Consider the following 13813-nt stretch of genomic DNA (forward strand, 5'->3'; position numbering starts at 1 on the left):
GGCCGGGGCAGCATCGCCTGCGCCAGCCGCCCGCGGCATCGCTCTGCCGCACCCTGCCGCACGGCCGCACGCCCGCGGCATCGCACCGCCGCACGCGAAACCACGCGCCGCACGGGAAGGGTGGTCGCCGCACGCGACGATTCCCGTGCGGCGACCACCGTTCCCGTGCGCGGTGACCTTTCCGGTGCGGCTGGCCCACGAAGACCCCCACCCGCGACACGCCCATCCTTCGACACGCCGACCCATCGACACGCCGACGGTCGGGAGGTTCATCGGTAGGCGCATCGGAGGATCGCGGACGCCGCCGGTGTTGATGGGTGCGCGTCCGGCGGGCCGCGGTCGGCCACACGGGGCGGTCCTCGCCGGCGCGGGCAGCCCGCATCCGCACAGCGCCCACCCCCGCGCGATGGGGCCCGTCAGGCGGGGCGGGAGAACTGCCCCACGAGCTCCGGGGAGACCGCGCGCATCATCGCCACCGCGTCGGGCAGCGGCAGGTTGGGCACGCGGTAGGACTCGTCGCCGCCGGCCACCGTGGCCACCGCCGTGCACAGCCCCAGGCGCCGCTGGAAGAAGGACTGCTCCACCGTCCAGCTGAGCACGCCCTCGCACTCCAGGGCCAGGTGCCGCCGCAGGAGTGCGCCCTGCCGCACCAGCAGGTGCCGGTCGGTCACCGCGTGCCCCAGCGAGCGCCAGGCCGGCCACACCGGGGCCAGGTTGAGCACCGCCATGAGCGCGGTCCACCCCAGCAGCCAGGTCCACGCCGAGGCACCCGTCCAGCCGAGCGGGTCGCCCACGGCGAAGTGCCGCAGCACCGCGATGCCGCCGAGCACCGGCACCAGACCGACCCAGAAGGTGGTCACGAGCGCCCCGACGGCCATGCGCCGCAGCGCCTTCGGCCCGTGGGAGACCAGCGGCCGCTCGAACAGGTCGGCCGGCACCGTCTTGGGCTCGCCGCTGCCGAGCACGTCGGCCGCCAGCGCCCGGGCCTCGGAGCGCGGCACGGTGGGCAGCAGGTCCACGGAGCCGTCCTCGGCACCGGTCACCACCGCCTCGGCCGAGGCGCCGCGCTGCCAGCGCTGCTGCCACGGCTCGGTGACCACGACGCCGCGCACCTTGCGCTCCTCGAGCGTGGCCGAGCGGGTGGTGGTCAGGCCGCGGGTGACCTGCAGGGTGCCCTGCGCGGTGCGGGTGACGCGCAGCCCCCACCAGCCCAGCAGGTAGGCCACCGTCGAGGTGAGCAGCGAGAGCACCACACCGGCCACCACCAGCAGCACGACGGTGTGCACCAGGCCGAGGCTCTCCACGGCGTGCACCACCTCGCCACCGATGCGTCGCCCCACCGCGGAGTCGGCGATGTCGTCGAAGAACTGGCCGCCGAAACCGACGACCGCCGCGGCCACGAACAGGCCACTCGCCCCCAGCGGGCCGAAGCGCAGCCACCGGGGGTCCCACGTGGCGAGCACCTGCTCGGGCATGTCGTCCGCGACCGGCTGCACGGCCTCCTCGACGCCGCTCTCCACCCCGGCGCCGGGGGCGCTGACGCCACGCTCGGCCTCGGAGGGGTCGAGCGCGTCCACCCCCTGGGCGGCCTGCACGCGGCGGGTGCGGCGCAGCAGGTTCTCGCGCAGCGCCTGGGCGTCGGCGGTGCGCAGGCCCTCGAGCTCCACCTGGTCGTCGTCCACACCGGTGCCGATCTTCATGGTGCGCAGGTCGAGCAGCCGCATGAGCAGGTTGCCCTCGACGTCGATGGTGCGCACCCGCTCCAGGCGGGCCGTCTTGGTGCGTCGGTTGAGCCACCCCTGGCGCACCTGCACGGTCTCGCCGTCCACCCGGTAGGCGAGCGTGAACCACTGCACCAGCGTGACCACCACGGCCAGGACGGCACCGCCGACGGCCGAGAACACCTGGAAGCCGGGGTCCCCGCTGCGGGTGAACAGCAGCACGAGCAGCACCGGCAGCAGGGAGCCGACCAGCTTGACCGGGTGCACGAGCAGCATGCGCAGGTCCTGGCGGCGCCACTCCCCCTCGGCGGGCACCGGCTCGGGCGCCGGCGGCATCGGGGCGGGCTGGGGCACCGGCGGCACCGGCCCCGGCGCCGGCGCCGGCGCCGGCGCGGGGGCGTCGTCCGGGGCGCCCCACCCCATCGGCGTGCTCACGTGCCGTCACCCCGCACGGCGCTCGCGGCGCGCGTCAGCTGCTCGAGGAGCACCTGGGCCCGCTCGTCGTCCAGCGCCTCGATGGTGACGTCCCCGGCTGAGGACGCGGTCGTGATCTTCACGTCGGTGAGGCCAAAGTGGCGCATGATCGGGCCGCGCGAGACGTCCACGGTCTGGATGCGGGCCAGCGGCACCATGCGGCGCTCGATGTCGATCCACCCGGTGCGGGTGTACACCGCGTCCGGCGTGGCCTCCCACCGCGCCCAGCGGTAGCGGAGGCCGGGGGCCACCACGAGCGACACCAGGCCGACGAGCACGAAGAGACCAGCCACCGCCCAGGCCCACCAGGGCGGGGCGTGCTCGGCCAGGAACCACCACCCGCCCAGCACGCCGGCGGAGATGACCAGGGTGACCACCAGGCCCACCACCTCGCCCACGCGCCAGTAGGCGGGGGCGCGCTCGGAGACCCGGTGGCGGGGCTCGTCGAGGACGGCGACGTCGGGGCGACCTGCCGCGACGACGAGGGACTCGGCGGGGTGGGGAGAAGTCACCGGCACATTCTCCGGGACGACTCCGTCGGGGCCGGTCCCTCCGCGGACGGACCCGGCGCACCCGTCAGCAGCAGTCCCAGGACATGCCCACGCGCCGCAGGTCTCCCCGGGCCAGGTCCTCGACCGGGACGAAGAAGCCCATCACGCCCGCATCGCCGACGGTGACCCCCGCACTGTCGCTGTCCAGCTGGAAGAGCAGGACGCGCTCCGGCCCCTGATCCTGGTCGCGCGGGTCGGACTGGGTGAAGTACGGGTAGCCGCCCAGCTGCGTGCCGCCGGAGGCCACCCCGGCCGCCATCAGTGCCTCGACCGCTTCCCCGTAGGGGGTGTCCCCGAGGGCCGTGGACAGGGCCGGGGGACGTCGGCCGTCCCGAGACCCGGCAGCTGCTCCTCTGGCTCCCGGCAGGTGAAGGTCATGCGGAGGGGGAGGCGCGCCTGGTCCAGGGGGGCGTCTCGCCCCCGTGGTCCGTGGACCGCACGTACCCGTCCGGGACCGAACGCGTGGGCCACGCCACGCCGGCCGGGAGATAGGGCGAGCCACCGAGCTTGCTCTCCCACCGGCGCGGCAGGGACAGGTACTCCTCGATGACGTCCAGGCCCCGATGCTGCCCGGCCCGGTCAGGCCGCTCCTTCCTCCCCCCGACGGAGCCCCCACCCCGGGGCAACTATGGTCGCCGTCACACACCGACCACTGGGAAAGAGCATGCAGCACACACGATCCAGAACCGTCCTGATGGCCATGACAGCGGGCTCCCTCTTCGCCATGTTCTTCGGCGCGGGGAACCTCGTGTTCCCACCGATGCTGGGGGCGCAGGCCGGAGACGGGTTCGCACCCGCCCTCCTGGGCTTCATGCTCTCGGCCGTGGCCCTGCCGATCCTGGCGGTGACGGCCGTGGCCGTCACCGGCGGCGACATCCTGCACCTCACCTCCCGGGGAGGCCGCGTGTTCGGCGTGCTGTTCCCGGTGCTGGTGTACCTGTCCATCGGCGCCAGCTACGCGCTGCCGCGCACCGGCGCGGTGAGCTACGCCGCGAGCGTCCCGCCGCTCACCGGCACCGACTCGTGGACCGCCAAGGCCGTCTTCGCCGTGGTGTTCTTCGGCCTCACCTACCTGCTGGCCCTCAACCCCGACGGCATCATCGACACCATCGGCCGCTACCTCACCCCAGCCCTGCTGGGGCTCATGGTGCTGCTGGTGACCCTCTCGCTGGTGCGCATGGAGCGCCAGCCCGCCGCGGCCTCCGCCGACTACGCCGACCAGCCGTTCGTCTCCGGCTTCCTGCAGGGCTACCTGACGATGGACTCCCTGGCCGCCCTGGCACTGGGCATCGTCGTCATCACCACCCTCACCCACGCCGGCATCGAGCCGGGCCGCCGCCTGCTGCGCAGTGTCTCGGTGGCCGGTCTGCTCGCCGGCCTGATGCTGGGCGCGGTCTACCTGGGCCTGGCCCTCATCGGGCAGCGCCTGCCGGACGGGCAGGGGTACACCGACGGGGCGAGCATGCTCTCCGAGGCCGCCCACCAGACCATGGGCCCGACCGGCACGGTGGTGTTCGCGCTCATCGTGATCCTGGCCTGCCTCACCACCTCGGTGGGCCTGCTGGGCGCCACCTCGTCGTTCTTCGCCCGCCTTGTGCCGGCCGTCTCCTACCGCACGTGGGCGATCGTCTTCAGCCTCGTCTCGCTGGCGATCTCCACGCTGGGCCTGGAGCAGGTGATCGAGGTGGCGGCACCCATCATCGGCTTCCTGTACCCGCCGGCGATGGCGCTGATCCTGCTGGTGCTCGTGGAGGCCGCCCTGCGGCTCCGCCTGCACCTGGCCTACGTGCTCGCGCTGGCGGTGGCCCTGGTGTGGTCGGCCGTCATGACGCTCGTCGGGCTGGGATGGGGCGCCTCGGCCCTCGAGCCGCTCATCAGCTGGTCGCCGGGCCACGCCCAGCAGCTCGGGTGGGTGCTGCCCACCCTGGTGGCGGCCGTGGTGGGCGCGGTGCTCGACCGGGTGCGCGGGGTCCCGGAGCGTGCCGCCCGCCCGGACACGGCGCGAACCGAGCCGGCCACCGCCTGAGCGCGGCACCCGCATCGGGGCAGGGTCCGGTTGGCCCGGGGTGACGACGCCCACAGCGTGCGACACCCCGGGCGATGTGGACCCACCCCCCGGAGCAGCACTTGCGGGCCACGGCCCGCGCACGACGAAGGCCCCCTCCGTGCGGAGGGGGCCTTCGTGTCACCGGTGGAGCTAAGGGGATTCGAACCCCTGACCTTCTCATTGCGAACGAGACGCGCTACCAACTGCGCCATAGCCCCGTGTGCGACCGCCGACTATAGCAACTGTCCGGACGGTGGGCCAACGCGGCCAACGCGGCCAACGCGCGGCCAACGCGCGGCCGGCTGCGGGCCAGCGACCCGCCCCGCTCAGCGGCGGGCCGCAGTGCGGCGCTGGGACCGCGGCGCCGCGGTGACCTTGACACCCTTGGGCAGCGGGCGACGCGAGGGCGCGTGCGTGGGCCGGCCGGGGCGGGCCGGACGCTGCGCACGAGTCGGGGCCGAGGACCGACCACGGCGGGCCGCCACGGAGCGCGAGCGCCCGGAGGCCGACCGGCCACCGGCGGGCACCTCCCGGGCCCCGCGGCGCACACCGGTGATGCGCAGCCCGGTGCCGCGCAGCTGCATCTCGGCGCACTTGCGCGACCAGGCCACGGTGGCGGCGAACCCGAGCACGAACAGGGCCACCCAGAACCAGCTCAGCGCTCCCACCAGCGCACCGGCGAGGGAGACCAGCAGGCCCAGGGCGGTGGCCAGCAGCAGGCCGGCGCGCACGGAGGCGTCGGCAAGCTGGTCGCGCACCGAACCGAGGGTGAAGAGGTCGGCGCCGCGAGCCGCGCGGGCGCGGCGCTCGGCCTCCCGAGCGTGGGCGCGCGCCACGTCGGCCTCGTCGCGGCGCGGCTTGACGGTGACCGTCGGCTGCAGCTGCGCGGTCGGCGAGACGTGCTGCGCTGGAGGGTGGTCCAGGTCGCGCGAGCGGGGGTCGGGCATCCGCACCGACTGCTCCAGGGCCTCCATCGCGTCCAGGAAGGCGTCCATGGACTTCACCGTCTTCACGTGGTCACGTCGCTTCCACCACCACTGAGCACCGAAACCCACCCAGACGAGGACGACGAGCACGAGGACGAGGAGGCTGGGCGGCATGGCCGCAGTCTAGAAACACAACGGTGTGATTCACAGGGGCAACACACGTCCTCGACCCCAACGGAGAGTGAACATCCGGTCACGGTTCGCGCACCACCCCGGACGGTCCCCACTCCGGGGCCGTCACGGCGAAGACGCGGTGGTCGCGCCACGCCCCGTCGATGAACACCGCGGCCCGCCGCAGCCCCTCCTCGCGCAGGCCGAGGGCCCCCACCATCGCCAGGGAGGTGGCGTTGTCCACGGCCACCGCCACCTCCACACGGTGCAGGCCCACCGGCCCGAGCGCGTGGTCCAGAGCAAGCCGCAGCGCGGTGCGCCCCACACCCCGACCGGTCACCGCACTGTCCACCCAGTACCCCGCCGAGGCCGACCGGTGCCCACCCCACCGGATGTCGTCGAGCACCATCTCGCCGGCGAGCTCGCCGCGGTACTCGACGCCCCAGTGCAGCGCCGCCCCGGAGAGCGCCTCCGGGCGGGCGCGACGCACCATCCGGTGGAAGGCCGCCCGCACCGGCGGCACCGCCCCCAGCCCGGGGGCGTCCGGGTCGTCGGCCGTGCCCGGGGTGAGGTGCCCGAGGTTGGCGCGCCGCAGCCGCAGGTAGGCCGGCCAGTCGCCCCGCACCAGGGGGCGGAGCCGCACCACCTCGCCGGCCGGAGTGAGCCCCTCGGGGCACACGGGCCAGGCGACGGTGCGGGCCACGGTCGTACGGAGGCGGGCGCTCAGGCGTCGGTGGTCGGGACGTCCAGACCCTGCACGTACTCGCGCAGCCAGGCGTCGAACTCCTCGCCGAACTCGCCGTGCCGGCGGCCCAGACGCACCACGGCCTTGAGGTAGTCCAGGCGGTCGCCGGTGTCGTACCGGTCGCCGCGGAAGACCACGCCCCACACCCCGGCGCCCTCACCGGTGGCGGTGGCGCGCTCCTGCAGGGCGTCGGTCAGCTGGATCTCGTTGCCACGACCCGGGGGCAGGTCCTCCAGCACGTCGAAGATGCTCGGGTCCAGCACGTAGCGGCCGATGATGGCCAGGTTGCTCGGCGCGTCGGCCGGGTCCGGCTTCTCCACCAGCCCGGTCACCTTCACCACGCCGTCGGCGTCGGGCTCGCCCTCGATGGCCGCGCAGCCGTACAGGTTGACCTGGTCGGCCGGCACCTCCATCAGGGCCACGACGCAGCCGCCGCGCTCCTGCTGCACCTCCATCATCTGCTCCAGGAGGTGGTCCCCGGCGCCGATGAGGTCGTCGCCCAGCAGCACCGCGAACGGCTCGTCGCCCACGTGCGGGCGGCCGCAGAGCACGGCATGGCCCAGGCCCTTGGGCTCACCCTGGCGCACGAAGTGGGGGCTGCCCATCTCGTTGGACTTCTGCACCCGGCGCAGGCGCAGGTCGTCGCCCTTCTTCTCCAGGGCCTTCTCGAGCTCCCAGTGGCGGTCGAAGTGGTCCTCCAGCGCGCCCTTGTTGCGGCCGGTCACCATCACCACGTTGCCCACGCCGGCGCGCACGGCCTCCTCCACCACGTACTGGATGGCGGGCTTGTCCACCACCGGCAGCATCTCCTTGGGGATGGCCTTGGTGGCGGGCAGGAAGCGGGTCCCCAGACCCGCCACGGGGATCACGGCCTTGCGGACCGGGCGTCGCGTCGTCATGGGCCCACAGTAGGCGACCCGGCCGGGCCCCGCCCGTCCCACCGGGGGACGGAGCCGTCTCGGGGCGGGTCCGCCGCGGGGTCGGCGGGATACTGCCTGCATGGCCACCGACCTGCCCCTGGAGCTGCCCGCCGACAAGAAGGAGGCACGCCGCGTGGTGCGGGCCGCACGCCGCGAGTGGGCCGCGTGCGAACGGCACGCCGCGGACGGCGCCGCCCTGGCGCGCCACGGCATCGAGCTGGTGCGGGGCGAGGGGGCGCGGACGGTGACGCTGTTCACCGCCTGGCGTACCGAGCCGCCCACCGCCGCCCTGACCCGTGCCCTGCTGGACGAGGGGGTGCGCGTGCTCGTGCCGCTGACGCTGCCCGACCTCTCGCTGGACTGGGCGGAGGTGCGGGGCCTTCCCGCGGGTGACGTGGTGGCGGACGACGCGGTGGGGCTCGGTCCCGCGATGGGGCTCGACGGCATCGCGGAGGCCGACCTGGTGCTCACCCCGGGGCTGGCCGTGGACCGAGCGGGGATGCGCCTGGGCCAGGGCGGCGGCTGCTACGACCGCACCCTGCCGCGGCGTCGCGAGGGGGTGCGGGTGGTGACCCTGCTGCACGACGTCGAGCTGGTGGACCGCGTGCCGCACGAGGCGCACGACCTGCCGGTGGACGGGGTGCTGCGGCCGGCCGGGACCACCTGGTTCGGCGGCGGGCGGGGCGCGGAGACGCCGTAAAATCCGCCCCATGCCCACCTACTCCTACGCGTGCACGGCGTGCGACAACGCCTTCGACGTGAACCAGAAGATGACCGACGACGCCCTCACCACCTGCCCGCAGTGCGAGGGGAAGCTGCGCAAGGTGTACGGCACCGTCGGCGTGACCTTCAAGGGCGGCGGCTTCTACCGCACCGACAGCCGTGGCCCCTCCGGTGGCGGGGACTCCGGCGGGTCCGGCGACTGACCGACGACCCATTGGCTGTGGAGGGGGAACACTCCCCCTCCCGGCATCCACAGGCGGCCCGGCTCCCCCACACACGCGGAGGAGCCGGGCCGCGACGCTCCTCCCGGACGACACCCGGAGGAGGACCCATGGACCTGCTGCGCCGCCTGCGCCGACGCGACCGCACTCCCGCCACGAGCGACCGCCCGGCGGCCCACCGCGTGCGCCGATGGCGGCGCGCGGGGGCCGTCGCCTGCGCGGCCCTGGCCGTGGGCACGGGGGTGCAGGCCGTGGCACCACCCCCGCCGGAGACCGCCCGTGCAGTGGTGGCGGCCGGCGACGTGGCCCCCGGCACCCCCTTGGCCGAGGAGCACCTCGAGGAGGTGGAGCTGCCGCAGGACGCGGTCACCTGGTCGCCGGTCGGGGCGGACGCACTGGTGGGACGCACAGTGGCCGTGCCGCTGGCGGCCGGCGACCCGGTGACCGAACGGGCGCTGCTGCCCGACGGGCGCCAGGTGCCGGCCGGGCAGGAGCTGGTCTTCCTCCCGGTGCTCGACCCGCCGGTGCTGCAGGCCGCCGGCAGCGGGTCCACGGTGCGGCTCATCGAGCGGGAGACCGGCCGGACCGTGGCGAGACGGGCCACCGTGCGCGGCAGCGTGGCACCCGACCCCGAGTCACCCGATGCGGTGGGTGGGCTGTGGGTGGCGCTCACGCCCGAGGAGTCCGACGCGGTGGCCGGCGCGGGCGGTGCGGCCACGGGCCTGGACACGCCGGTGGCGGTGGTGCTGGTGGCACCCGCTGGAAAGGGGGCCGGGGCCCTGGGGCCGGACGATCCGGAAAAAAGTGACGACTCACGCACCAAAGTGGCGGGGTGAGGGGCCCTGCCCCGGATAGTCTGCGGGCCTGGACCCCCGCACCCGGTGGTTCACCCCCCCCCCCCACAGATTCAGGAGCACCACCATGCAGGGTTTCAAGGACTTCATCATGCGCGGCAACGTCATCGAGCTGGCCGTCGCGGTCGTCATCGGCTCGGCCTTCGCCGCCGTGGTCAACAAGGTCGTCGAGAACCTCATCAACCCGATCCTCGCCGCCGTCGGTGGCGTGAACGCCGACGGTCTGGGCTTCCGCCTGCGCTCGTCCAACCCGGCCACCTTCATGGACTTCGGCGCCATCATCACCGCGCTGATCACCTTCCTGATCACCGCCGCCGTCGTGTACTTCGTGTTCGTGCTGCCGATGAACAAGTTCAACGAGCGTCGCGGCCTGGAGGTCCCCGAGACCGACTCCGAGGTGCTCGCCGAGATCCGCGACCTGCTCAAGGCCAACCGCGGGCTGTGAGCCCCCGGCCGGTGACCCGGCCCCGGCGCCGAGCGCCCGCTGACGACGACGCCGCCGCACCCGACAGGTGCGGCGGCGTCGTGCTGTGCCGGGGAGGGGGCGCGCCGTGCGGGCGTCAGCCCCAGTGGGGCGGGCGGTCCTCCAGCCACCGGCTGTCGGCCGCCGAGAAGGGACGCTCGCTCACCACGCGCCGGGCCCCGGGTGTGGCGGGGCCGGGAGCGCCCCCGGACACACCACGGGCGGGTCCTGCCGCCGCAGGGCCGGCGCCGGCGGGCTCGTCCTCCGCACCGTCCCGGGTGCGAGGCGTCGAGTCCTCCCAGTCCACCGCCCCCACCGCCGTGGAGGGGGCGACCACCCGGCGGTGGGCGCGCCGGGTCATGCGCGACCCGACTGCTGCGCGGCAGCGCGCAGCACGCCGTTGCGCACCCGCATCGCCTCACGGCCCAGGTCACGGTGCAGGTCCAGGCTCGAGACCTGCTCCACGAGCCAGCCGGCCCGGCGCAGCTGCTCGGGCCAGACGCGCACGTGGGCGTCCACCTCGACGTCGCGGCGGGTCACCGGCTCGTCGAACAGGATGGTGGTGATCTCCGGACGGCGAGGACCCGGGGCGACGTGCAGCACCCAGCCCAGCAGGGCGTGGTGCACCGGGCGCACCACGAGGCCCTCGGCCCGCAGGCGGCGCACGAAGCGCGCGTGCAAAGGCGGCAGATCCGCATCGGCCACGGCCCTGCCACCCACCGGCGGGGCGTCGAACCAGCGGGTCAGCAGACCACCGGCGGTGTCCGGGACGGAACGGGCGGCGCGCAGCTCGTCCTCCGACGAGCGGGTGACCACGAGGTCCAGGGCACGACGCGCCCGGCGCAGCACCGGCAGCACCAGCCGGTCGGTGCCCGGGGCGGCCACGACCTCGCCCAGCAGCTCGCCGTGCCCGTCGGCCAGCACCACCACCACGTCGGCCGTGGTGCGGACGGCGCGACGCCACGGCAGCACGGTGACGTTGCCGCGCACGGCCGCCGTGTAGTGGTCGCCCTCCAGGTGCCGGTCGAGGCGCTGGCGCCACCAGGTGGCCTCGGCATCGGTGGGCGGGGTCACCAGCACCGACTGCGTGCCCGAGGGCTGCGCGAGGGCGCCACGGACGAGCTCCCAGACGGCCTGCGGCACGGACTCCTGCTCCACCACGTGGCGGGTGCGCACCGTCGACCGCAGCCCCGGCACCGCGGCCAGCGGCGTGCGGCCCGGAACCGGGGGCTCCAGGTCGGCCGAGAGGGGACGCCAGGCGGTGGCCAGCGCCAGCTGCGGCACGCGCCGTGCCAGGACGACCCAGGCGGACTCGCCCACGGCCGGGGCGGTCGGCTCGCCCGGGGTGCTCGGCTGCGGCTCGCGCGGGCGCGAGACCTCCGGGTCACCGAAGCCCACCAAGGTGCGGGCACGGCCCAGCGCGGCGGCCACGCGCGCCGGCGTGGTGCCCGTGAGGTCGTCCACGACCACCAGGTCCAGCCGCGCCGAGGCGGGCAGCGCGTCGGCCACCACCCACGGCGAGGCCACCACCACGGGGGTGAGCGCCCGCATCACGTCCGGGGCGCGGCGCCACCACTCGGCCAGGCCCCACGGGCCGTCACGGCGTGCGGCCTCCAGCAGGGCGGCCGCACGGCGGGAGCGACCCAGCGCGACCCGGGCCGTGTGCACCCCCTGCGCCACGGCCTCCCGCGCGGCGGTGTGCGAGGCGGTGACGGCCTCCTCGAGCGCGGCCACGCCGGCCAGGGCGGACTCGCGGTCGTGCGTGGTGAGCTCCGGGGTGGCGCGCTCCATCATCGCCAGCACGGCGCGGATCCACACGTGCTCCACCTCGGTGGCCACCCGCTCGGTGGGCACCGCACGGCGCGAGAACTCCCGCAACACCGGCTCCAGGCCCCGGCCGGCCAGCTCACGCCAGCGAGGCGAGACATCGGCCAGCACCGCGGCGCCCTCGGGGTGGGCGACGAGCCGCTGCATCCGCTGCTGCAGCGCGTCCAGGTCCGCCGCGGGGAGCTCCGCCCCCTCCTCGCCGGAGAGGTGCGTGCCGAACCAGACCACGTCGTCGTAGACCGACTCGAAGCGCTCGGAGGCCGCCGTCAGCTCAGCGCCCAGCGGCTCCACGGGGGCGTCCGCGCGGCGGCCCGGCCACCCCGCCAGCCGGTGCCCGGTGCTCACCGCCTGGGCCACGGCCGCGGCCACGCCCTCCTGCGGGTCGGCACCGTGCTCCTGCAGCAGCTCGCGCACGTGGGCGCGGGTCCGGCGGGCCTGCAGCCCACCGAGCGGACGCGGCGCGCGACCACCGTGGGCGGCGGACCAGGCGTCGAGGTCCTCCTCGAACACGGCGGGCCCGAAGCGCTGCACGGTGAGCCGCACGGAGCGGGCCAGGCGCAGCAGGCGCAGCCCCTCCTCCAGCGAGCCGACCGGCGGCACCCCGAGGCTCTCAGCCACGGCGGCGAGGTCGTCGCGCACCTGCTGCAGGCGACCCTCGGCCAGGCCACGGGCCACCGCGGCCAGGCGCTGCGCCTCCGCCTCGTCGTCGGCGTGCACGCCGAACCAGGCGTTCTCCCGCGCCCGCACCGACCACGCGCCCCGGCGGGCCAGGTCCGTGAGGTCGGCCTGCACACCCGGCAGGTCGGCCACGCTGATGCGCTGCACCACCTCGTCGTCCAGCGGCACCACCACCGAGGGCGGCGTCGGCGTCCCCGCCAGGGCGGCCAGGCGCTGGTGCAGGTCGTGGACGCTCACGCCCCACGGCTGGCGCTTGTCGTGCACCGTGGCCGCGTGCCCCAGGTGCTGTGCCAGGGCCTCGTCGAGCGACGTCCGCGAGGGGTCCGCCGTGGACACCGGGGCCGGGTCGCCGCCCTCCACCAGGCGCTCCAGCGCGGCGGTGAGGGCGGCGTGCTGGGTGACCTCCTCGTCACGCGTGCGGGCCACCCCCCAGGCCACGGGCACCTCGGACTCGGCCCAGTTGTCGATGACGGCGGCCACCTGGCGGCGCACCGACGCGTCCGCCGCGGCCACCAGCACCGTGCGGCCGTGCGCCACGGCATCGGCCACGAGGGCCGAGCGCAGGCTGGTGCGGCCCGTGCCCGGGCGGGCCTCCACGAGGACGTCCTGCTCGGCGGCCACCAGGTCGAGCACCTGCAGCTGCACGGCATCGAGCGGGCACACCACGTTGCGGGTCACCCCGGCCACGCGGGGCAGGTGCGGGGCCACCGGGTTGGTGTCACGGCCGCCGGTGGCCGCCGCCAGCTGGGTGACCAGGCGCGAGGGCGCGGCGGTGACCTCCGCCAGGTCGGCGATGCCGGCGTCCTTGGCGTGCGTGAGCGTGGCCAGGCGCTGCCCCGAGCGGACCGTGAAGCCGGGCACGGCGCGGCAGAGCATCTCCAGGTGGCGCAGCAGCGGGTCGTCGGTGCGGGCGTGGAGGCGGTCGACCATCTCGGCGAGTACCACCGGGTCGAGGTCCACGCCGTGGGAGACGCGCAGGAAGCGCAGTAGGGCCGGGTTCACCTCGGGGATGCCGGTGAGGGCGAACTCCACCTCGCTGCGCGCCGGGTCCACCACGGTGACCCGGGCCGGGCGAAGCACCACCGCGGCGGCCGGGGCGAGCGTTCCCGGGACGTCCCAGGTGGCGGTGCCGGAGGTGACGAAGCAGGTGGTCAGGCCCCAGTCGTCCTCCATCTCCTGCGCGCGCTCGGCGATGGCGAGGGCCGTGGCGAGGGCGCGGGCGCGCGGCCCGGGGGCGCGGACGAGGTCGCTGAGGAGCACCGGCTGGCCGGAGAGCAGCTTGGCCACGCCACCGGGGTGGGCGGCCACCAGGTCCAGGGACAGGCCCGGCCGCGGACCCCAGATGAGGCTGTTGCGCCCACCCGAGTCGGCGAGGGCGGACGACCACGCGGCGGACGTCGCGCGACCGACGGGGGTGGGGGACTGGGGCTCGGTGCTCACAGGGGCAGGGTAGTTGCCCGCGGACCCGTAGACTGTGCGACCGCGCGACGCG

The 13813-nt window shown here is 75.4% G+C and carries 12 protein-coding genes and 1 tRNA gene; 5 read left to right on the plus strand and 8 right to left on the minus strand.

Annotation, left to right across the window (positions count from 1 at the left end):
* Positions 1-416 precede the first annotated feature (416 nt).
* The 3 genes from ACFFHC_RS03615 to ACFFHC_RS03625 form a co-directional block, all read right to left on the minus strand.
* Positions 417-2156: a PH domain-containing protein gene (locus ACFFHC_RS03615; protein ID WP_379803163.1), complete on the minus strand. Its 1740-nt coding sequence runs from the start codon at positions 2154-2156 to the stop codon at positions 417-419.
* The gene (locus tag ACFFHC_RS03620) at positions 2153-2707 is read right to left on the minus strand and encodes a PH domain-containing protein (RefSeq protein WP_070703468.1); all 555 of its coding nucleotides are present in this window, start codon (positions 2705-2707) and stop codon (positions 2153-2155) included. The genes ACFFHC_RS03615 and ACFFHC_RS03620 overlap by 4 nt, the downstream gene beginning before the upstream one ends.
* A 64-nt stretch (positions 2708-2771) precedes the next feature.
* Positions 2772-3005, minus strand: a complete 234-nt coding sequence (locus tag ACFFHC_RS03625) for a DUF1963 domain-containing protein (RefSeq protein WP_070703467.1) — start codon at positions 3003-3005, stop codon at positions 2772-2774.
* Between the two features lie 441 nt (positions 3006-3446).
* Between ACFFHC_RS03625 and brnQ the strand changes: the two genes are divergently transcribed.
* Positions 3447-4772, plus strand: coding sequence for a branched-chain amino acid transport system II carrier protein (gene brnQ / locus ACFFHC_RS03630; RefSeq protein ID WP_202876735.1), 1326 nt, complete (start codon positions 3447-3449; stop codon positions 4770-4772).
* Positions 4773-4938: 166 nt separating this feature from the next.
* Here brnQ and ACFFHC_RS03635 read toward each other — a convergent pair.
* The 4 genes from ACFFHC_RS03635 to galU form a co-directional block, all read right to left on the minus strand.
* Positions 4939-5011 (minus strand) — tRNA-Ala (locus ACFFHC_RS03635).
* A 108-nt stretch (positions 5012-5119) separates the two neighbouring features.
* Entirely contained in the window at positions 5120-5893 is a 774-nt protein-coding gene (locus ACFFHC_RS03640) for a hypothetical protein (RefSeq protein ID WP_101849792.1), read from the minus strand.
* Positions 5894-5972: 79 nt separating this feature from the next.
* Entirely contained in the window at positions 5973-6593 is a 621-nt protein-coding gene (locus ACFFHC_RS03645; protein ID WP_180802252.1) for a GNAT family N-acetyltransferase, read from the minus strand.
* Between the two features lie 20 nt (positions 6594-6613).
* Positions 6614-7534, minus strand: coding sequence for a UTP--glucose-1-phosphate uridylyltransferase GalU (gene galU, locus ACFFHC_RS03650; RefSeq protein WP_070703526.1), 921 nt, complete (start codon positions 7532-7534; stop codon positions 6614-6616).
* A 100-nt stretch (positions 7535-7634) separates the two neighbouring features.
* Between galU and ACFFHC_RS03655 the strand changes: the two genes are divergently transcribed.
* The 4 genes from ACFFHC_RS03655 to mscL all read left to right on the plus strand — a co-directional run bounded on the left by ACFFHC_RS03655 (position 7635) and on the right by mscL (position 9798).
* The gene (locus ACFFHC_RS03655) at positions 7635-8255 is read left to right on the plus strand and encodes a 5-formyltetrahydrofolate cyclo-ligase (RefSeq protein ID WP_083323412.1); all 621 of its coding nucleotides are present in this window, start codon (positions 7635-7637) and stop codon (positions 8253-8255) included.
* A 10-nt stretch (positions 8256-8265) separates the two neighbouring features.
* Positions 8266-8481: an FmdB family zinc ribbon protein gene (locus ACFFHC_RS03660; RefSeq protein ID WP_070703525.1), complete on the plus strand. Its 216-nt coding sequence runs from the start codon at positions 8266-8268 to the stop codon at positions 8479-8481.
* 128 nt (positions 8482-8609) lie between these two features.
* Positions 8610-9335 carry an SAF domain-containing protein gene (locus tag ACFFHC_RS03665; RefSeq protein WP_101849790.1) on the plus strand — a complete coding sequence of 242 codons (726 nt, stop codon included), beginning with the start codon at positions 8610-8612 and terminating at the stop codon, positions 9333-9335.
* An 85-nt stretch (positions 9336-9420) separates the two neighbouring features.
* Positions 9421-9798 carry a large conductance mechanosensitive channel protein MscL gene (gene mscL, locus ACFFHC_RS03670; protein ID WP_070705448.1) on the plus strand — a complete coding sequence of 126 codons (378 nt, stop codon included), beginning with the start codon at positions 9421-9423 and terminating at the stop codon, positions 9796-9798.
* Between the two features lie 375 nt (positions 9799-10173).
* On the opposite strand, the gene ACFFHC_RS03675 is transcribed toward mscL, so the two are convergent.
* The gene (locus tag ACFFHC_RS03675) at positions 10174-13761 is read right to left on the minus strand and encodes a DEAD/DEAH box helicase family protein (RefSeq protein WP_141494869.1); all 3588 of its coding nucleotides are present in this window, start codon (positions 13759-13761) and stop codon (positions 10174-10176) included.
* Between the last annotated feature and the right edge of the window lie 52 nt (positions 13762-13813).

The sequence above is a fragment of the Kytococcus schroeteri genome, from assembly GCF_042433515.1.
GTDB lineage: Bacteria > Actinomycetota > Actinomycetes > Actinomycetales > Dermatophilaceae > Kytococcus > Kytococcus schroeteri.

Coding starts and splice junctions, on each gene's coding strand:
- ACFFHC_RS03660 (WP_070703525.1), top strand. CDS start 8,266: ATGCCCACCTACTCCTACGCGTGCACGGCGTGCGACAACGCCTTCGAC.
- ACFFHC_RS03655 (WP_083323412.1), top strand. CDS start 7,635: ATGGCCACCGACCTGCCCCTGGAGCTGCCCGCCGACAAGAAGGAGGCA.
- ACFFHC_RS03640 (WP_101849792.1), bottom strand. CDS start 5,893: ATGCCGCCCAGCCTCCTCGTCCTCGTGCTCGTCGTCCTCGTCTGGGTG.
- brnQ (WP_202876735.1), top strand. CDS start 3,447: ATGACAGCGGGCTCCCTCTTCGCCATGTTCTTCGGCGCGGGGAACCTC.
- galU (WP_070703526.1), bottom strand. CDS start 7,534: ATGACGACGCGACGCCCGGTCCGCAAGGCCGTGATCCCCGTGGCGGGT.
- ACFFHC_RS03665 (WP_101849790.1), top strand. CDS start 8,610: ATGGACCTGCTGCGCCGCCTGCGCCGACGCGACCGCACTCCCGCCACG.
- mscL (WP_070705448.1), top strand. CDS start 9,421: ATGCAGGGTTTCAAGGACTTCATCATGCGCGGCAACGTCATCGAGCTG.
- ACFFHC_RS03625 (WP_070703467.1), bottom strand. CDS start 3,005: ATGGCGGCCGGGGTGGCCTCCGGCGGCACGCAGCTGGGCGGCTACCCG.